Raw genomic sequence first — 16,726 nt, forward strand, 5'->3', positions numbered from 1 at the left:
AGGACACATGTCTTCCAGCGCCCCCCTCCGCCGCCCCCCGCACCACCGCCCCCTCACCCGGTGGGCCGCGGTGGGCGCGGCCTCGGCCGTGGTCGGCGTGGCGGCGCTGGCCCTGCCCGGAACGGGGCCCGCGCAGGCCCGTCCCCCGGGGCCCGCCCCGAGCATTCCGCTCGAGGACCCCGTCAGCGTGGCGCCCGTGCCCAGCGAGGGCGCCACCCGCGCCCCGGACACCTCCCGCATCGCCGAGGACGGGATCCGCCCTCTCCAGTACTGGCTGGACGAGTACGGCGTGCGCGAGGCCTGGGAGGAGTCCACGGGGAAGGGCGTGCGGATCGCCGTCATCGACACCGGGGTGGACGGTTCGCACCAGGACCTGGAGGGCGCCGTGGTGGGCGGCACCGACGTCTCGGGCGGCGGCGCCGACGACGGCCAGGAGGGCCTCGGCACCGAGCCCGAGCACGGGACGCTGGTGGCGTCCGTGGCCGCGGGCCGCGGGCACGTGCCCCCGGGCGGGCGGGACGACGACGACCCCGGCCGGCCCGCCGGCATTGTCGGCGTGGCCCCGGACGCCGAGGTGCTCGCCGTGTCCACGTGGCTGGGCGACGAGAGCCCGGAGGTCCGCAGCGTCGACGAGCAGCTCCCGGACGCCGTCCGATGGGCCGTGGACAACGGCGCGGACGTCATCAACATGTCGGTGGGCTCCAACGCCACCTCGTGGCCCGAGAGCTGGGACGAGGCGTTCCTCTACGCCGAGGAGAAGGACGTGCTCGTCGTCGCCTCCGCCGGGAACCGGGGGTCGGGGCTCGTGCAGGTCGGTGCCCCCGCCACCATCCCCGGTGTGCTCACCGTGGGCGGCGTGGGCCGCACCGGGGAGGCGAGCTGGGAGTCCTCCTCGCAGGGCATCTCGATCGCGGTGGCCGGCCCGTCCGAGGACATGGTGGGCGCCATCCCCGGCGACCGCTACGCCTCGTGGGCCGGGACCTCGGCGTCCGCCCCCGTCGTGGCCGGCACCGCGGCGCTGATCAAGGCCAAGTGGCCGCAGATGAGCTCCGCCCAGATCGCGAACCGCATCGTCTCCACCGCCCGGGACACCGGGGCGCCGGGCAAGGACCCGCTCTACGGCTACGGGGTGCTGGATGTCGAGGCCGCGCTCACGGAGGACGTCCCCGAGGTCGACCGCAACCCGCTCGGCAGCATGGAGCAGTGGGTCCGGGTGCACCGCAGGACCGCGGCCGCGACCCCCACGACGGGCCCCACCGAGAGCCCGGCGCCGGTCACGGAGGAGGTCGAGGCGGAGGTCGCCCCGCCCGAGCCCGTCGCCCCGATCGACGAGACCGGGCTGCTGCCCGTGGTGGTGCTCGCAGGCTTCGGGCTGCTCGTGCTGGGCCTCACGGCGGGTGCCGTGGTCCACATCCGCCGCATCGTGGCCGCCGACCCGGACGGGGGCACCGGCGGCGGGGCCTGAACCGTGGGCGGGAACACGGTGCGGGCGGCCTCCGCCGGAAGTGATATCGACAGCGTTCTGAGTAGACTCGGGGGCATGTCTTTCACTCAACTGGCCAAGGACCGTCCGCGCCTTCTGATCGTCGGCGGCGGCTACGTCGGCTTCACCGTGGCGCAGGAACTGCAGAAGCGGATCAAGAACTCCGGCGGGATCGTCACCGTCGTGGACCCCAACCCGTACATGATGTACCTCCCCTTCCTGCCCGAGGTGGCCGGCGGCAACATCTCCGCCCGCAGCGCGGTGGTGCCCCACCGTCAGCACCTCAAGGACAGCGAGATCGTCGCCGGACACGTGCTCGGGGTCGACCACGCGAACCGCACCGCCACCGTCAAGGGCATCGACGAGGGCGAGACCTTCGAGCTGACCTACGACGAGATCGTCATCGCCGGCGGCTCCGTCACCCGCGCCTTCCCGATCGAGGGGCTCGCCGAGAACGGCATCGGGCTCAAGACCATCGAGGAGGCCCTGGCGGTGCGCAACTGGGTGCTCGAGCGCATCGAGGTCGCCTCCCTCACCTCCGACGAGGACGTCAAGCGCCGGGCGCTGACCTTCGTGGTGGTCGGCGGCGGCTACGCCGGCACCGAGACGATCGCCGAGATCGAGGACATGGCCCGCAGCGCCGTCCAGCGCAACGAGCGGCTCCAGGTCTCGGACCTGCGCTTCGTGCTCATCGAGGCCATGGGCCGGATCATGCCGGAGGTCTCCGAGGACCGCGCGGAGAAGGTCGTGGCCCACCTGCGCAGCCGCGGCATCGAGGTGCTGCTCAACACGTCGCTGGATTCCGCCGTGGACAAGCACCTCAAGCTCGTCAACATGCAGGACAAGTCCTCGGCCGGCGAGTTCGACACCGACACGCTCATCTGGACCGCGGGCGTGCAGGCCAACCCGCTCGTCAGGAGCACGGACTTCCCGCTGGACCAGCGCGGCCGCGTCCGGACCGGTGCCGACCTGCGGATCACCGGCGACGACGGTCCCCTCGAGGGTGCCTGGGCCGCCGGCGACGTCGCGGCGGTGCCGGACCTCACGGGCGCGGGAGTCGGCGGGTTCTGCGTGCCCAACGCCCAGCACGCGGTGCGTCAGGCGCACACGATGGCCAAGAACATCCTGGCCGCCCGCGCGGGCAAGCCGCTCGAGGACTACTACCACGAGAACCTCGGCGCGGTCGCCGGGCTCGGCCTGTACAAGGGCGTGGCCAGCATCAAGAACCTGCCGGGCCTGCCGGAGAAGGGTCTCGAGTTCTCCGGCGTCGCCGCGTGGGCGATGCACCGGCTCTACCACGGCTACGCGATCCCCACCGTGGACCGCAAGGCCCGCGTCTTCACCGAGTGGGCCCTGAACTTCGTCTTCGGCCGGGACATCACCACGCTGCGCCACGAACGGGACCCGCGCACGCGGTTCCAGGTCGCGGCCGGCCAAGCGCCCGCCCCGCGCAAGGCCAACCTCTGATCCGACCCGTTCTCCGCTCGACCCCGTCCCGGCCGCGTGCCGCGGCGGGGTCGAGCCGTCTGAGGGGCCGCGGGGTCGCGGACTCCCTGTGCCCTCGCCGGGCCCGGGGTGCCGGAGCGGTCAGGAGCCGTCGGGGGACAGGTGCCGGCGCAGTTCGCCGTCGTGGGCGTGGAACATCCGCCGGTATCCGTCCCCGGCCTCGAGCAGCCAGGCCACGCCCAGCGCCGGGCTGACCTCCTCGATGGTGCCCCGGCAGCGCAGGACGCCTCGCTGCCACACCTCGATCGGGTCCCCGGGGCGCACCTGGGCCAGGTCGTGGATCACGGCGCCGGTGGTGCCGCCGGCACTCCGGGGCGTCGGCGGCACCGGGGCAGGCGCCGGTCCAGGCCCGGGCGTCGTCCCGGTGCGGGGAGCCGGCGCGCGGCCGGGACCCGCTTCGGTGCGGGCGAGCGGGTCAGCACCGCGGTCCTCCTTCCTGCGGGAAGCCGGCGCTCGCCCGGGAGCGTTCTCGGCGTGGGGAAGCGGCGGGGCGAGGAAGGCCTGGCGGACGTCGAACTCGGCCACCAGTTCCTGGCAGCGGTCCTGCGTCACCGGGTGGGGTCCGTCCGGGGCGGTGAGGTACTCGTGCTCGAGCTGGCGGCAGATGCGGCTGTGCAGCACCTGCAGCTCGTTCAGGTCCAGCTCCGCGAGGGCCGAGGGGAACGGGTCCGCAGGAGCCAGGAACGTGCCGGGCGCCGAGAGCGCCGACGCGGGCGCACGGGAGGGGGAGGGGGCGAGCTGGGACTTCATGAGGGCAACCCTTCGACCGGACACGATGCGGCCGGCTGCTCGACCGTTTCCCAGGCTAGGTCGCCGGGCGCCGCCTGGCCAGTGCTTTGCATGATTTGCACTTCGGTGGCGCGGACGTGCCCGGGGGCGCCGGCCCCGCCGTGGGTCACGAGGTGTGCCCGGGGCGGACGATCTCGCGGGCGTCGAGCTCCACGGTGAGTTCCTGGTGGCGCTCGAGGGTGACCGGGTGGGCGCCGGCCGCGCCGGCAAGGTACTCCCGCTCGAGCTGGCGGCCGACCTTGCTGTGGAGGACGTGCAGCTCGGCCAGGGACAGCTCGGTGAGGTCGACCGGGAACGGGGCATCGGGCGCCAGGTAGGTCCGGCTGATGGGCGGGGCCACGACCTCGCTCATGCCGCCGCCGTCCGGCGCGCGATCGGGGTGCACCGGCGAGGGGCGGGCGCCGGGATACTCGCGCCGGCCGGAGTTCGTCCGGGGGAAAGGGGAACGGGGTGGTCCACGAGGGCAGCCTCCTGCGTGTGCGACGATGTCGCGGCCGGCTGCTCGACCACCGTGCCAGACTACTGGATCCCGGGTCCGGCCGACAGGACCGGCTCCTGCCCGGAGCGCGGGCCCGTCCGGGTGGGGACCGAGGTGAGGAGATAAGGTGGGCGGCGACCCGGTGACGCGGCCGGGACCGGCCCCCATAGCCCAATCGGCAGAGGCAGCGGACTTAAAATCCGCTCAGTGTCAGTTCGAGTCTGACTGGGGGCACCGAAAATCCTGGAAATCCGCGGGAACTGGACGAGTCACTTGCCGTTACCGGTACCCGATCCGCCATTCTTCCTCCGATTTAGACACGAAATCTGCACTGAGGGCGGCGTGCGGTCCAGTGGGGTGCGGACTCCGGTTGCCACCGTCACTCGATCCGCCCCTCCCAGCCGACAGGTCAGAGCAGAGACGAGTTCAGGGAGTAGGGAGTCGGAGGCCGGCAGAGACCCACGAGCTCGAGCGAGGAGGCGCGCCAGCGCCGAGTCGGGAAGCGCGAGCGTGATGCCCTACGGGCTGCCCCACACCTCGACCATTCCTCTCACCAACACCCTTCTTCATCGCGCCCCGCCCGCGCCCAACCTCCCCCTCCCATCAACATCGCCACCACCCGTCACCACCTCACCTCGACACCTGTCACACCTCCGCTACCGCGGCGACCAGCACGACCTGACGGCCGCGCGCAGGGGAGCACTTCGTGCTCGATGACCGGCGCGGGACATCTGCCCTACCGGGCGCCGGGCCTTCTCCCCGGCGATGCCATCGGTGATCATGAGGCATGGCCGATCGCACGGAGCAGGAGACGCCGCAGTTCACCAAGGCCCTTCCGTTGGGTCTCCAGATCGCCATCGGCATCACAGCCATCGTGGTGATCTTCACGGCGCTCGACTCTGTGCCGGGCGGGCCGTGGAACCTGTGGGGTGTGCTCATCTACATCGGCGGCTTCGTCGTTTTCTGGCGGCTGGTGTACCAGTCGGTTGCCCTCCGGCTGGAGGATCAAGCCGTACGCATCCGACTGGGTCGGCGCACCGTGGAGATCCCGTACGAGCAGATCACCGAGGTCGCCGTTGGGCCGCGCACCCCGTGGTGGCGGATCGGGCGGCGCCGCCTGGGGGACGGTGCCACCGGTTACCTGATGGGCGGGCCCAGCGTGCGCATCAGCACAGCGGCTGAGTCGGTGGTGGTCTCGGCCGAGGAGTCCTACCGGGTGGCCGGGGCGATCCAGCGTCAGCGCCAGCACGTCATGGAGAAGCCGGCTGCAGACCCGAAGCACACCGACCGCTGAAGGCACTGCGCGGGGTGGAGCACACCTGCCCTACCAGGCGCCGCGACGAGTGCGCGGGACGCTGGCTAGGGCATGCAGGGCACGGCAACAGGCGGAGCACAGGAGACGGTGACACAGTCGGGAGAGATGAACACTCAAGCACCCCACGCCCAGCAACCGACGACGTCGACGACCACCCGCACGATCACGCGCACGAGCTTCGCTCTGCTCACGGCCGTGCTGTTCGCCGCGGCGATCTTCTTCGGCGACATCGAGTTCATCACCGCGGCCCTGCTCGCCGGAGTGGCCGGCATCGCGCTCGACGTGCGGCATACGATGAAGCTGCCACGGGTCCGGAGCGGCCACCGGGCTGGTCGCTAGGACTCTCGGCCCAGTCGCTCGTCCAGGCGCTCCAGGCGCTGTCGGTACTCGAGGTCGCTGACCTGGAAGCGCCGCCAGATGAGCACCGTGATCACGAAAGTCGACAGCGTGCTCGCCACCGTGAACCACGACAGCACGTCCATCAGCGCGAGCACCACGGCGGTGACGAACAGCAGGCCGCAGGCGATGGCGATGGTCCCGCTGATCGGAGCTCGACCCTTGGTCATCGCGCCTCCTGTGGGTGTGCGTTCCACGAGCGTGGAGCACGTCAGCTGCCCGGACACCGGCGCCGACGATGATGCCATGCCTGGGACCGAGGCCTAGCTGCGGGCGAGGTGGTACTCCGTGCGCACGTGGCCATGGGGGAAGGAGAGGGCGGAGGCCAGCTCCAGCGTGGTGTCACCGCGCACCGTGGGTGCCAAGGGTCGCTCGGTGCCGATCAGCACCGGAACGATCCGTAGACGCAGGACGTCCACGAGGCCGGCCGCGAACAAGGCGTCCGTGAGCATCAGGCTGCCCCACACCACCAGGTCCCCGGTGTAGCGCCGGCTCAGCTCGGCCGCGATCTGCGCCCCGTCTCCGCGCTCCACGATCGCCGGCGTGAACGAGCCCCAGGGCGCTTCCTTCAATGTGGTGGAGATGATGTGCTTGGGCAGGGCGTTGATCGGTCCCGCGATCCGTTCGGCTGACCCGTCGGCACCGGGCCAGTAGGCGGCGAACATGCGGTAGGTGGTGGCCCCGAGCACGATCGCCTCGACTCGGCTCAGCATCTGGAGCTGATCGTCCTCGGTCTCGGAGAAGTCCGCGGTCTCGAACCACGAGATGTCTCCGTCGGTGCGGGCGGTGTACCCATCGGCGCTGACAATCTGCTCTACGATCACCCGTCCCACGGGGCCTCCTCCGATCACGGGGCGCGCGAATCGTCCACGGGTTCCCCGACGTCAAGCCGGTCCCAGGCTACGTCGCAGACAGTACGCTCACGCCCTTGGGGCGGATTGTGGCGGAGGATCGTCGCGCCCGGGAAACCGACCGACTGGATGCGGAAGCGGAGCAAGCAGAGCCCCGCGCTTCGGTGCAGCGGGTCGTCAGCCGGTGGGCTCGGCGGCGTGCAGGGTGCGCAGGTAGACCCAGGAGCGGCGGGCCCGGAGGGCGTAGACGACGGTGAGCAGCGCTGGGCCCCCCAGTGCAGCCAGCCACGGGTACGCCGGGGCGATCGGGGCGCAGAGCAGGAAGGCTATGACGATGGCGACTGCTCCCACGAGCGCCTCGATGCTGAGGCAGGCAACGACGCCGACCGCCTTCCGCACGTCAGGGTGTCCCGGTAGATCCCCGGTCTTCGCGACTGCGGCGAACACCTGCTTCCACTGCGCCTGGCCGACTCGCTTGTCGAACCCGGGACGTGGCGCCTTGGCGTAGTGGTGGACGAGCACGGCCAGTCCGAACACCGCCAGCAGCGGCACCAGCCACCAGATGGTCCGCGTCTCACCGGACTCGTCCAGCACGAGCTGGATGGCCAGCGGCATGCCGAGGATCAACACGGATGCCACGGGCAGCGTGCGCACGAGGACCTGCCCGGCCGTCGGCACGGGCACCTCGTTGGTGCGCTGGGCGGGATGGTCCATGGCGGTGACGCTACCGGCCGGCGTCAGCGCACCGCTCGGGCCACAAGAGGGGAACGACGGCGCGATGACCGGGGTGCCAGGATGCGAGGACCGGGGGACCATGGGGGAAGGGAAGCGACGTGCTGAAGCAGGGGCGGTGGATCTCCGCGATGGCAGCGGCGGTCATGCTGGTGACAGGCGTCGTTCAGCTCGTCGACGGCAGGCAGCACTGGTGGCCCATGATCGTCGGCGCCGTCTTGATGGTGATCGCCGTGGTGCTGCTCGCCCGCGAGCAGCGGCGCGAGGAGGATCGGTGAACGCGAGGACCCCGCGGCACCGGGCGTCGAAGTCGGTCCAGACGCGTCGGACCGAACGCGAAGCCGTCCTCGCCCTCATCGCAATCCCAGTGTTGATCTGGTTCGCGGTGTACACCGACAACGTGCTGCTGGTGACCCTCTCCGCCATCGGCGCGCTCATCGGGACGTGGATGGGTCGCGTGCGGAACACCCGGCGCCGGAAGCACGTGGCGGCGCGGAGGCAGTAGCTCCGGTTCAGCGTGGCAGGTGGCGCTGCAGCCACAGGGTCAGCCACATCCGCAGTCGCAGCTCGTCCCAGGACGGCACGTCCACGACCAGCGCGGCGGGCCCGTAGCGGTGGACCGAGATGACGCCGCCGCGGTCGGTGAGCTCGGCGATCAGCCACTCGACCAGAGCCGGGTGCTGCTGCGCGAGGTCCTCGCGCAGCCCGACGTCGAAGCAGTCCACCTCGGCGACCACGGTGACCAGCGGCTCCTCGGCGGTGGCCGCCTCCGGGCCTTCACCGCGCAGTGCGGTGATCGTGCGCTCGACGTGCGCGCGCATCTCCGTCCCGTTCATCGCGTCTCGGCCGTGGGCGGTCTGGTAGGCGCTGTAGATCGGCAGGCCGGGCAGGAAGACTTGGTGCTCGGCAGCGGCGAGGACTGGACGGTGGAGCAGGGGGAAGTCGTTGATGCGGTGGTGACCGGTCGCCCAGACCGCCTCGGGCACGGCCGCGGTGATGACTTGCGCCAGGTAGGCGGCGAACCCGTTCACCAGCGCCAGCGTCTCGGCCGGCGGGTGCGGGTCCACCAGCATCCCGTGGCGGGTCCAGCTGGGCCAGGCGGCCTTGGTCGGGTCCTTATCCAGCGTCCTCGGGTCGACGCCGAGCTCAGCGAACCGGTTGGTGAGCCACGCCCACAGCGGTGCGACGGAGTCCAGCGATCCGTCGAGCATCTTCGCGGGATCGAGGCCGTGGCTGGTCATCGCTGCGTGAAGGTGTGCGAGTGACGGTGGGAGTTCAGCGAGGTACTCGGCCAATGCCTCGCCGGCTTGCTTCTCGTTCATCCATTCGTACAGCAGGTCCCCCATGGGGTGACTCTACTGCCGGCACTTGGCTGCGTTCAGATGCCGGCCTGCGCCAAGAGAAGCGTGCGCAGGATCTCTGCGTCCAACGTCCGGCAGCGTGTTCGCGCTAGCACGCAGTCCGCACACATGGTATTCATGAGCGCCCCCGAGCGCCTCGAGCAGCTGCGGGCCTTCGTCGCAGCACACGGCCGGGCCCCGTCGCGCCGCACCGGTCAGCAGGAAGAGCGGTCGCTGGGCGAGTGGGTCGCCAAGCACATGAACGCCGAGACCTCACCGGCGATGCCGTGCGCGAGCTGCTGGACAGCGGCACGATGACCGGGCCGGTCAACGATCTGGAGGACTACCAGAAGTTCTGCACCCAGCACATGCGGGCCCCGATGCCGGGCACCAGCGTGGAGCGGGAGCAGTCGCTGTGGGAGTGGGCCAAGGAGCATCAGGACCCGGCCACGCTCGCGAAGATCTCCGCGGCCCGCGCGCAGTGCCGGGTGGCGGCCCCGGGCGGGAACTGCCGGGAGAAACTGGCGGAGCTGGAGCAGTTCGCCAAGAGCTACCGGCGCCCGCCCTCCCCGGAGTCGAAGGGCGGAGGTGAAGGACATCGTGGTGCCGGCCCAGGCGCAGGAGCGCGGAGGAATCCGCGACGGTGGCCGTGGTCCGGTTCGGCTACATTGACCTGCGGGTGCCGTCGCGGTCCTCCAAGGACGCCCGGCAGCGGATGCTGGCCGGGTGGCGGGCCGAGGTGCTGGCCGATGCTGGGCACGGCGATCACGTCCTGCTGTCCCGCCTGGCCGAGCGGATCACCAACCGTCGCCACGAGGTCGCCCTGGTGGCGATGCTCGAGCACCAGGCGGTCATCGGCAAGATCGTCAACACCGCTCCGACGCCGCCCTGTACGGGGCGCTGAGACGTGCCAGGGCGGCCCGGGACGACCGGACCCTGTCGGTGCTCGGTCAGCGACTGCTGGCCGACCTGGAGGACGTGCCGCGGCCGATGCGCACCCCGTCACGCCGATGGACGCTGGCGGCTCTGTGAGGACACTTCCACCACCGGGGTGTGCCGGTGCACAATCTGATCACCCGAGGACCTCGTGAGCGCTGCAGCCCCAGCGCGGCGGGGTCCTCGGTCGATCCAGTGAACGCCCCGGCGGCAGTCGCCGGGGACCGGTCGATCCGAAGGAAGGAGTCGCCATGAACCCCACCGAGTGCCCGTGCTGCGACAACGGAGTCATCAGCCCCTGGCGGGTGAACGCCACGAACGAGATCATCCTGGTCTGCGACGAGTGCGACGCGCTGTGGGAGGACGGCGACGACCGGACGGAACCGTCGGTGACCACGATCGACCAGTACCTGAACCTGCGCGGGCTGCCGCTGCTGTGGAGCGGGCTCGTGCCGGCGCTCTGAGCCGGGCAGGGGCCGTGCGCTCAGCCCGCAGACGCCGGTGCCGCGATGCCGGCTCCGTCCTGGGCAGCGACGTCCTGCTCGTCGAGGAACCCGGTGATCCTCGCGGCGATCTCGGGGGAGCGGGTCCAGTGCAGGTAGTGACCGCCGTCGAGGACGACGAGCTCGTGGTCGTTCACACCCTGCAGCTGTTTCTCGTGGGAGGCTAGCCAGCCGGGGGAATTGTCCACGGTGTCCTGGGCGAGGAGCACCAGCACCGGCAGATCTGCCGGGAACCCCACCTCTTCCAGCTGCTGGGCGTTGTCCCCGATCCGCCGGGTCTCGTCGGTGACCGCCGGGTTGGTGAAGTTCCAGACCGTCATCCGGTTGATCAGCTCCCGCTCCTCGGAGGTGTGGGCGGTGTCTGCCGGCAGGGCGAGATCGGGGGCCGCCAGCAGGACCCAGCGGACCAGCCCGGTGGAGGAGGCCAGCCGGTCCCACGGGACACCCCCGCCCTCAGCTGCCGATGCGTGGTCCTGATCCGCGGCGAAGGCGGGCACGGTGGTGTCGACGCCGACCACCGCGGAGACCTCCTCGGGATACCGGTTGACGTAGTCGAGGATGTAGAACCCGGCCAAGGAGTGGCCACCCAGCACGTACGGCGCCTCGACCCCTGCGGCCTTCAGGGCGGCGTGGAGCTCCTGGGAGACGTTCTCGACGGTCCGCTCCGGGGCGGTCATGTTCGAATACCCGTAGCCGAACCCCTCGACCACCACCACGCGGTACCCGTCGAGCTCCCGCACCAGCGGGGCGAAGTCCAGTGCCGGGGCCGGGGTGCCCAGCCCACTGAGCAGCACGACGGTGGGCCCGTCCGCGGCGTCGTCCACGACGTTGACCGAGCCCCCGTCCACCGCCACCCGCCGGCCGTACGGATCCGTGCTGGTGCGCTCGTACTGGGTCAGGGCGAAGTTGAGTCCTGCCGAGACGAGCACCAGCACCAGGAGGCCCAGAGCCGCGAACCCGGTAAAGCGTGCAAGACGACGCCACCGGGGGCGTCTTGGCCGACCGGTGTGCGCGGTCGGGTCGGTGCCCGTTGATTCCTGATCCGGGTGGCGGTGCGAGGCCATGCCGTGCTCCAAGGGCAAGGGGACAGGTGCTTGGCGCGAGCGTAAGCAGGACCTCTCGGCGCAGCAACGACATGGATCATCGTGACGACTGGCGAGGTGAGCTCCGAAGTCGAGAACGCCCGCCGGGGATCAGCCGGTGGGCGGGCGTGCACGAGCAAGAAGTGACTCGGCCCCTTCCCCACGGGGCCGAGACGTCCCAGTGGATGCGCAGGCGCTGGCCGTAGACACGCGTAGTGCGGGGCCGTGGCGGGGGGCCAAGACGTCGAAGCCGACGTCGGCGAGCAGCCGCACCGCGGTCCGCGGACATCCTCGGCGACTGATCGGGTAGACCGCAGCAGTGCGGACAGCGGTTCGCGGCGGCAACTTCTGGGCTGAGGTGTGCCGGTGGTGATCGCCGCCGGGCAACCTGGAAGGAATTGCCCGTGGGCATCGCCGTCATGGTTCCGGTGTTCATCGTGGTGACAGCCAACATCGTGCTCACCCTGGCGCGGAGACCGATCGCGGCACGGCTGGCGTCCGGTCCGCAGGAGGCCCCGAAGGTCGCCGCCTCGCTGGCGGTGACGTCCTTCCATGTGGCGATCCTGGCGATGAGCGTGGTGTTCACGGTGATGCTGATGACCCAGGTCCTCCACGTCAGCCAACCCGTCGGTCTTCGCCACGTCGCTCCGGTCGCTGCCCTGGTCGTGTGCGCGGTCTTCTACGCCCAGGCGCGGTTCATGGCGGAGAAGACGGCCGACCAAGCGCACCGGGACCGGCGGATCGGTGCTGCTCGCGGTGAGACCGCAGAGATCTACGCCGAGATGTTCCGCGCACGGTCCTGGATCCTGGCGCTGGGCCTGATCGGTCCGGTGCTGGTGCTGCTGGTCCGAGTGTTCTTCTTCGGGGTGCTGGGTGACGTCGGGCAGATGCCGGCCGGGATGCTGCTGGACTGAGTGCTACTCCTCGTTCCGACGGTCCCGCTCGTACGTCCTCACGCGCCACTCGAACCACTCGAAGACCGGGCGCCCGATGAGGACCGCGACGGCCGCCGGCACGATCCAGATCGGGAACACCCTGCGGGACATCCAGATGATCCACAGGCCCAGCGCCACCACGGCCGTCCCTGCGCGGATCCCGAGCACGACGCCCCTCACAGCGCGCCTTCGCCGGCGACTTCGTCGTCGGGCTCCTCGTCGGACCCGGCCATCATCGTGGACGACAGGGCGATCGCCGCCAGCGTCCACAGCAGGGTCGCCACAAAGCCCGCCACCGACCGGTGTGCCTCCTGGTAGGGCCAGAGGATGAGCATGCCGATCGTCAGCGAGACCAGCGCCACGGCCAGACTGCGCTGCGCCTGTCGGAACCGTTGCGCGCCGGAAACGGTTCCGACGACCTCGACCACCATGCGCGCTCCCCCGGCCCACCCGACACCGTCCGGGCATCGTGCCACGGGCGCCGACGCCGGCGGCAGACCCACTTCGGGTGACCACCCCGCCCAGCTGCACCGGCCGCCCACACATCCGGCATGGACAACACGGAACCCGACCCCGACACCCTCAGCGCCCACGCCGCAGCACTCGGCCTCACCCCGCCGGAGAAGCACTACACGGTCGAGGAGGCCACCGAGGTGGCCGGGCCAGACGGGGTGCTCGTCGCCATCGTGGAGATCCCCCTGCCAGACCTGTTCGCCGCCCGCGGCCGCGAGGAGAACGGTGAGGAGGGCATGATCGCCCGCCGCATCTTCGAGGACTGCCCCGCACCGTTCCAGCTGGACTACGAGTGCTGCGGCGCCCGCAACGGTCACCCGCTGATCGTCGCCCGCTTCGACATCCAGGACGCCCTCTTCGACTTCGACGGCGACATCACCGACAAGGAGCCGGCCGAGATCCGCGCCTCCGGAGCGGTCTGAGTGCAGCTTCCCCGGTGCCCCAGCACGGAGCCCCGGGCGTTCGCCACCCTCGAAGTCAGATGAGGCCGAGCTGCTGGACCATGGTCATCATGTCGAGGTAGCGGTGCTCGACCTCGGTCGTTCCGCTCTCGTCGTGCCGGTTGAACACCGCCATGGGCACGACCACCCGTCGGCCGGTGGGCTCAACCACCCCCAAGGGAGTCGTCAGCGGTCCGGTGTGCGTGCCCACGAACAGCAGTCGCATCGCTGCTGCGGGGCCATCGACCAGCAGCTCTTCGATCTCCACCGTCATGTCCGGCATCGCCGTGATCCATTGCTGGAAGTCCTGCTGGATAGCTGCTCGTCCGCTCACCGGCTCCGGTGAGGCAGCGGTGTAGACGATGGCGTCCGGGGCATAGGTGGAGGCAACCCCTGCGGCATCGTGGGCGTTGAGGACCGCGATGACTTGTTCTACCTGCTCTCGGCGGTCTCCGCCCGCACTGGGGACCGGTCCGACGACGGACGTATGGGTGTCGCTCATGGTGACCTCCGCTTCTGGTGGGCACCGACCCCCTCCCGTGCGGCAGGGCCGGCACTCGACGGTAGGCACCGGCTGGCCGCGGCACCAAGAGATCCGGTCGCATCGTCGCAGGCTCGTGACCCACGGTGGGCACATGACGGCGCTCCCTGCCGATGACCGCTCCGCGGCCCACCACGGAGCCCAGGGTGTTCCGCTGCGCCGGCTAGTCCTGTCGTTGCCGGTGGGCTCCCCTGTCTTGCTGGACGACCGAGACGATGAGACAGGCGACGGCGGTGAACCAAGCGCTCAGGAGCTCTTCGAAACCGAGCCAGACACACAGGGCGAGCATCAGGGCCAAGAACGCCACGTACCCCACTGCGGCCTCGACGCGGCCTACGCCTGTCGGTCGCCGGCGCGCTGCTGGGCCCGCCGGCGGATCCGTAATCTCTGTTCCCGGGTCCAGAACGGGCCGAGCTTCCACCACACGCCCAGGGGAAGAACCACCACGCCGAGCAGGGCAGCCACGTCCCATCCGTAGAGCAGTCCGACGATGACGATCACGAAGGTGCTCAGCACATCGATCAGCACGGCTGACCACCATGTCCGTTCGAGCCGTGACAGTTTCTCAGTCATCGCTGGCTATCCCTTCCGCGGCGGCGCCGGTCCTGCCGCCACTCGTAGAGCGTGAGGCCGACGGCGATGAGCACAGCGGCCACGGCGAGCCCGGTCAGAGCCCGCTCGAAGTGGGTCTCCGGCGGCCAGGACCCGAGCTGGGCCAACACCAGGAGTGCCGCGCCGACGAGCATCGCGATCAGGTGCCCGCGCAGCTGCCTGTCCTGGCCCATCGTGTCTCCCGTGCTCGTTGTGGCGGTCCGCGCATCGTGCCACGCGCCCGTGCGGCTGGCGGGTCCAGCTACGGTCGGTCCGCGCTGCGGGGCACGAGCACCTGGAGCTCCGGTACTGGGCGGGACCAACCCTCCAGCGGCGGGACGTCCTCGTCGAAGCCCTCGAGATCCAGCTCTGCCCGCACCCCGGCGGGACCGCTCATGCCGATCCGGCCGCTGGGCGAGCACGCGGCGACCCACGTCTGCGGCGGGGTCTGGTCAACGCTCACCAGGCAGTTGCCCTCGGTGGTCGAGCGCAGCAGGAAGAACTGGTGCCCGTCGTGGGAAGCCAGCAGCCTTGAGCTTTCCTCGTCCCAGTTCTGGACCTCGGCGCCATTGGCGATGTGCGAGGGCAGTACATCGGCGGGCGCCTGTTCCTGCTGGTAGATGTCGTCCTGGCTCTGGGCCGGCTCCGCTTCCGCGCAGGTCGCCACGGTGAACGCCACGAGCAGCGTCATCCCCAGCATGCTCGACCTCGGTTTCACGGGCGCTCCTCGCTCGACGTCGTCGTTCACGCATCGTGCCACGGGTCGCCCGCCCCTGTCTGGCCCCTTATGGGTGGACCTGAGTGTCGCGGGGCGGAGGGCGTGCCACACTCGGCAGCAGGAGAAGACCGCGGCCGCTGAGCCGATGGTTGCTCTGGGGTGCAGAGAAGGATGCCGTGAACCCGGTCGATGTGGAACGGTTCTACGCCCACGTGCTCCAGGGCCGCCTACCGATGCGTGCTGGTTGTGGATGGGTCCATCAGCGACGACGGGTACGGCCGGTACTGGTTCAACACCCCCGCCGGCCAGAAGGTCGTCTCCGCTCACCGCTTCGCCCTGGCCAGCGTCCACGGCGGCCTGGAGGCGATCGAGGACCAGACCGCCCTGCACTGGTGCGATGTGCCGCTGTGCGTGCGAGCCTCCCTCCAGCCGAACACCCATTTGCTGCTCGGCACCGCCCCGGAGAACATGAAGGACCGGGTGCTCATGGGACGGATGCCTTCGCCGAACGCCGCGCGGTGGCGGAGGCGCAGCCGCGCCGAACGCACCTCCCGGTCCCGGCACCTGCGCGAGCAGCTCAAGCAGCACGGCTGGGATCAAGGACTCATCCGCCAACTGGTCCATGACGTCGACCCGAACCACCCCACGCTGTTCTGACGCCCCAGCTCCTCATCCGGGGCCAGCGACCGCCGGCGGCCTCCCGCGGCGGGCATCCATGGCCCGGGCGTGGGCAAGGCTCATGTGCCCACCCGCGATGGCGGCCGTACCGAGGATCGGGCCGACGACCACGGTGGACGACGGAGGCCATGAAGCTCGAGGCGTCCGTGTCATCGGGGGAGCAGCCATCGGGGAAGTACTGGCGCTCTTCGATGTGGTGAGTCATCAGTTCTGCGTCTCGGCCAGCTGGTGGGCACGGGTGCCCAGCGGCGGCGTCAGACCTCGAGCTTGAGCGCGGTGATGTAGCGCGCCCCGCACAGCGCCTCATAGGCCTCGCGGGTGTTGGCGCCGTCCACGGCGACCTGGGGACCGTCGGCGGTGATCGTCCCATCCACGAAGCGGGCGTTGTACATGGCCTTGGGCGCTCACCGGCAGATCGTCTTGATCTCCTCGACGCCTGCGCCAGCAACCCGGCGACCCCAGGGAGGGGCTCAATGCGGAAGTCGGTGCGCAGCCCGTAGGCCATCACCGGGACGTTGGCTTCCACGGTAATCAGGAACAGACCTTCGACCTGGACGGGGGTGAGGACCTGGGCCTCGTCGACAAAGTCGCACTCAAGATGGTGGGCGCCAATGTGGACTGATCCTCGAGACGGCTTGCGTGCCGCCGGATTCGGTTGTGGTGCCTGCGCGCCCTCCCTCTCCCGGGCTCGGTATCGTTCTCGTGACGTACAGAGCTTCTCCAGTAGGTGCAACGCCCCGCGGTGAAGGACACACTGTTCGACGGGATGGTGGTCCCCTGCCTCGACGGTGGATTGCTGGGTGAGGGGCCTACCGAGCTGCTGGAAGTGGAGCTAGTTGTTGTGGGGCATGAGGTTCTTGGCGCGGGTGCGTCGATGAGATGAGGAACGGGCTCCTCGT

26 protein-coding genes, 1 tRNA gene and 1 pseudogene are annotated in these 16,726 nt (G+C 70.4%); 13 read left to right on the forward strand and 15 right to left on the reverse strand.

Annotated elements, in window-relative coordinates; all coding sequences use genetic code 11:
* Nucleotides 1-7: 7 nt before the first annotated feature.
* The gene (locus ABD220_RS02895; RefSeq protein WP_344119660.1) at nt 8-1,465 is read left to right on the forward strand and encodes a S8 family serine peptidase; all 1,458 of its coding nucleotides are present in this window, start codon (nt 8-10) and stop codon (nt 1,463-1,465) included.
* Nucleotides 1,466-1,540: 75 nt separating this feature from the next.
* Nucleotides 1,541-2,950: an NAD(P)/FAD-dependent oxidoreductase gene (locus ABD220_RS02900; protein ID WP_344119662.1), complete on the forward strand. Its 1,410-nt coding sequence runs from the start codon at nt 1,541-1,543 to the stop codon at nt 2,948-2,950.
* 120 nt (nt 2,951-3,070) lie between these two features.
* Here ABD220_RS02900 and ABD220_RS02905 read toward each other — a convergent pair whose 3' ends face one another.
* Entirely contained in the window at nt 3,071-3,739 is a 669-nt protein-coding gene (locus ABD220_RS02905; protein ID WP_344119664.1) for a hypothetical protein, read from the reverse strand.
* Nucleotides 3,740-3,884: 145 nt separating this feature from the next.
* Nucleotides 3,885-4,130 carry a hypothetical protein gene (locus tag ABD220_RS02910; protein ID WP_344119666.1) on the reverse strand — a complete coding sequence of 82 codons (246 nt, stop codon included), beginning with the start codon at nt 4,128-4,130 and terminating at the stop codon, nt 3,885-3,887.
* A gap of 286 nt (nt 4,131-4,416) precedes the next feature.
* Here ABD220_RS02910 and ABD220_RS02915 point away from each other — a divergent pair.
* The 3 genes from ABD220_RS02915 (at nt 4,417) to ABD220_RS02925 (ending at nt 5,910) form a co-directional block, all read left to right on the forward strand.
* Nucleotides 4,417-4,490 (forward strand) — tRNA-Leu (locus ABD220_RS02915).
* Between the two features lie 553 nt (nt 4,491-5,043).
* Entirely contained in the window at nt 5,044-5,550 is a 507-nt protein-coding gene (locus ABD220_RS02920; RefSeq protein ID WP_344119667.1) for a YdbT family protein, read from the forward strand.
* Nucleotides 5,551-5,658: 108 nt separating this feature from the next.
* The gene (locus ABD220_RS02925; RefSeq protein ID WP_344119669.1) at nt 5,659-5,910 is read left to right on the forward strand and encodes a hypothetical protein; all 252 of its coding nucleotides are present in this window, start codon (nt 5,659-5,661) and stop codon (nt 5,908-5,910) included.
* Here ABD220_RS02925 and ABD220_RS02930 read toward each other — a convergent pair.
* From ABD220_RS02930 to ABD220_RS02940, 3 genes are all read right to left on the reverse strand, one after another.
* On the reverse strand, nt 5,907-6,137 hold the full coding sequence (locus tag ABD220_RS02930) for a hypothetical protein (RefSeq protein WP_344119670.1): 231 nt from the start codon (nt 6,135-6,137) through the stop codon (nt 5,907-5,909). The two genes, ABD220_RS02925 and ABD220_RS02930, sit on opposite strands and share 4 nt — an antisense overlap.
* A gap of 93 nt (nt 6,138-6,230) precedes the next feature.
* Entirely contained in the window at nt 6,231-6,800 is a 570-nt protein-coding gene (locus ABD220_RS02935; protein WP_344119672.1) for a dihydrofolate reductase family protein, read from the reverse strand.
* 195 nt (nt 6,801-6,995) lie between these two features.
* Nucleotides 6,996-7,532, reverse strand: a complete 537-nt coding sequence (locus tag ABD220_RS02940; protein ID WP_344119674.1) for a hypothetical protein — start codon at nt 7,530-7,532, stop codon at nt 6,996-6,998.
* Between the two features lie 119 nt (nt 7,533-7,651).
* Between ABD220_RS02940 and ABD220_RS02945 the strand changes: the two genes are divergently transcribed.
* Nucleotides 7,652-7,828 (forward strand): hypothetical protein, encoded by a 177-nt coding sequence (locus ABD220_RS02945; RefSeq protein ID WP_344119675.1) that lies wholly within the window; start codon nt 7,652-7,654, stop codon nt 7,826-7,828.
* Nucleotides 7,825-8,055: a hypothetical protein gene (locus ABD220_RS02950; protein ID WP_344119676.1), complete on the forward strand. Its 231-nt coding sequence runs from the start codon at nt 7,825-7,827 to the stop codon at nt 8,053-8,055. Before ABD220_RS02945 ends, ABD220_RS02950 begins: the two co-directional genes overlap by 4 nt.
* A 7-nt stretch (nt 8,056-8,062) precedes the next feature.
* On the opposite strand, the gene ABD220_RS02955 is transcribed toward ABD220_RS02950, so the two are convergent.
* Nucleotides 8,063-8,791, reverse strand: coding sequence for a hypothetical protein (locus tag ABD220_RS02955; protein ID WP_344119678.1), 729 nt, complete (start codon nt 8,789-8,791; stop codon nt 8,063-8,065).
* A gap of 237 nt (nt 8,792-9,028) precedes the next feature.
* On the opposite strand from ABD220_RS02955, the gene ABD220_RS02960 reads away from it, so the two are divergent.
* The 3 genes from ABD220_RS02960 (at nt 9,029) to ABD220_RS02970 (ending at nt 10,290) form a co-directional block, all read left to right on the forward strand.
* Complete coding sequence (locus ABD220_RS02960) at nt 9,029-9,208, forward strand: helicase associated domain-containing protein (protein ID WP_344119680.1); 180 nt, start codon at nt 9,029-9,031, stop codon at nt 9,206-9,208.
* 325 nt (nt 9,209-9,533) lie between these two features.
* Nucleotides 9,534-9,794, forward strand: coding sequence for a hypothetical protein (locus ABD220_RS02965; protein ID WP_344119682.1), 261 nt, complete (start codon nt 9,534-9,536; stop codon nt 9,792-9,794).
* Nucleotides 9,795-10,077: 283 nt separating this feature from the next.
* Complete coding sequence (locus tag ABD220_RS02970; RefSeq protein ID WP_344119684.1) at nt 10,078-10,290, forward strand: hypothetical protein; 213 nt, start codon at nt 10,078-10,080, stop codon at nt 10,288-10,290.
* A 20-nt stretch (nt 10,291-10,310) separates the two neighbouring features.
* Here the strand turns inward: ABD220_RS02970 and ABD220_RS02975 are convergent, their stop codons facing one another.
* Nucleotides 10,311-11,393, reverse strand: coding sequence for an alpha/beta fold hydrolase (locus tag ABD220_RS02975; RefSeq protein ID WP_344119685.1), 1,083 nt, complete (start codon nt 11,391-11,393; stop codon nt 10,311-10,313).
* Between the two features lie 422 nt (nt 11,394-11,815).
* Here ABD220_RS02975 and ABD220_RS02980 point away from each other — a divergent pair, with 422 nt between their 5' ends.
* Nucleotides 11,816-12,325, forward strand: coding sequence for a hypothetical protein (locus ABD220_RS02980; RefSeq protein ID WP_344119687.1), 510 nt, complete (start codon nt 11,816-11,818; stop codon nt 12,323-12,325).
* Between the two features lie 3 nt (nt 12,326-12,328).
* On the opposite strand, the gene ABD220_RS02985 is transcribed toward ABD220_RS02980, so the two are convergent.
* Together ABD220_RS02985 and ABD220_RS02990 are read right to left on the reverse strand one after the other, a co-directional pair.
* Nucleotides 12,329-12,526 carry a hypothetical protein gene (locus ABD220_RS02985; protein WP_344119689.1) on the reverse strand — a complete coding sequence of 66 codons (198 nt, stop codon included), beginning with the start codon at nt 12,524-12,526 and terminating at the stop codon, nt 12,329-12,331.
* On the reverse strand, nt 12,523-12,777 hold the full coding sequence (locus tag ABD220_RS02990) for a hypothetical protein (RefSeq protein ID WP_344119691.1): 255 nt from the start codon (nt 12,775-12,777) through the stop codon (nt 12,523-12,525). Before ABD220_RS02990 ends, ABD220_RS02985 begins: the two co-directional genes overlap by 4 nt.
* Nucleotides 12,778-12,897: 120 nt before the next feature.
* On the opposite strand from ABD220_RS02990, the gene ABD220_RS02995 reads away from it, so the two are divergent.
* A complete protein-coding gene (locus ABD220_RS02995) occupies nt 12,898-13,281 on the forward strand; it encodes a hypothetical protein (protein ID WP_344119692.1) in 384 nt (127 codons plus the stop codon).
* A 55-nt stretch (nt 13,282-13,336) separates the two neighbouring features.
* On the opposite strand, the gene ABD220_RS03000 is transcribed toward ABD220_RS02995, so the two are convergent.
* From ABD220_RS03000 to ABD220_RS03015, 4 genes are all read right to left on the reverse strand, one after another.
* A complete protein-coding gene (locus ABD220_RS03000; RefSeq protein ID WP_344119693.1) occupies nt 13,337-13,801 on the reverse strand; it encodes an ester cyclase in 465 nt (154 codons plus the stop codon).
* 372 nt (nt 13,802-14,173) lie between these two features.
* Nucleotides 14,174-14,413, reverse strand: coding sequence for a hypothetical protein (locus tag ABD220_RS03005; RefSeq protein WP_344119695.1), 240 nt, complete (start codon nt 14,411-14,413; stop codon nt 14,174-14,176).
* Nucleotides 14,410-14,625, reverse strand: coding sequence for a hypothetical protein (locus tag ABD220_RS03010; protein WP_344119697.1), 216 nt, complete (start codon nt 14,623-14,625; stop codon nt 14,410-14,412). The genes ABD220_RS03005 and ABD220_RS03010 overlap by 4 nt, the downstream gene beginning before the upstream one ends.
* Before the next feature lie 68 nt (nt 14,626-14,693).
* On the reverse strand, nt 14,694-15,149 hold the full coding sequence (locus ABD220_RS03015) for a hypothetical protein (RefSeq protein ID WP_344119699.1): 456 nt from the start codon (nt 15,147-15,149) through the stop codon (nt 14,694-14,696).
* Between the two features lie 237 nt (nt 15,150-15,386).
* Here ABD220_RS03015 and ABD220_RS03020 point away from each other — a divergent pair, with 237 nt between their 5' ends.
* Nucleotides 15,387-15,806: a hypothetical protein gene (locus ABD220_RS03020; RefSeq protein ID WP_344119701.1), complete on the forward strand. Its 420-nt coding sequence runs from the start codon at nt 15,387-15,389 to the stop codon at nt 15,804-15,806.
* 275 nt (nt 15,807-16,081) lie between these two features.
* On the opposite strand, the gene ABD220_RS03025 is transcribed toward ABD220_RS03020, so the two are convergent.
* Nucleotides 16,082-16,219, reverse strand: coding sequence for a hypothetical protein (locus tag ABD220_RS03025; RefSeq protein WP_344119702.1), 138 nt, complete (start codon nt 16,217-16,219; stop codon nt 16,082-16,084).
* A gap of 50 nt (nt 16,220-16,269) precedes the next feature.
* Nucleotides 16,270-16,560: pseudogene (locus ABD220_RS18010) on the reverse strand (hypothetical protein); the annotation flags it as partial.
* Nucleotides 16,561-16,726: the final 166 nt, after the last annotated feature.

The organism is Kocuria aegyptia (assembly GCF_039530085.1).
GTDB classification, from domain to species: Bacteria; Actinomycetota; Actinomycetes; order Actinomycetales; family Micrococcaceae; genus Kocuria; species Kocuria aegyptia.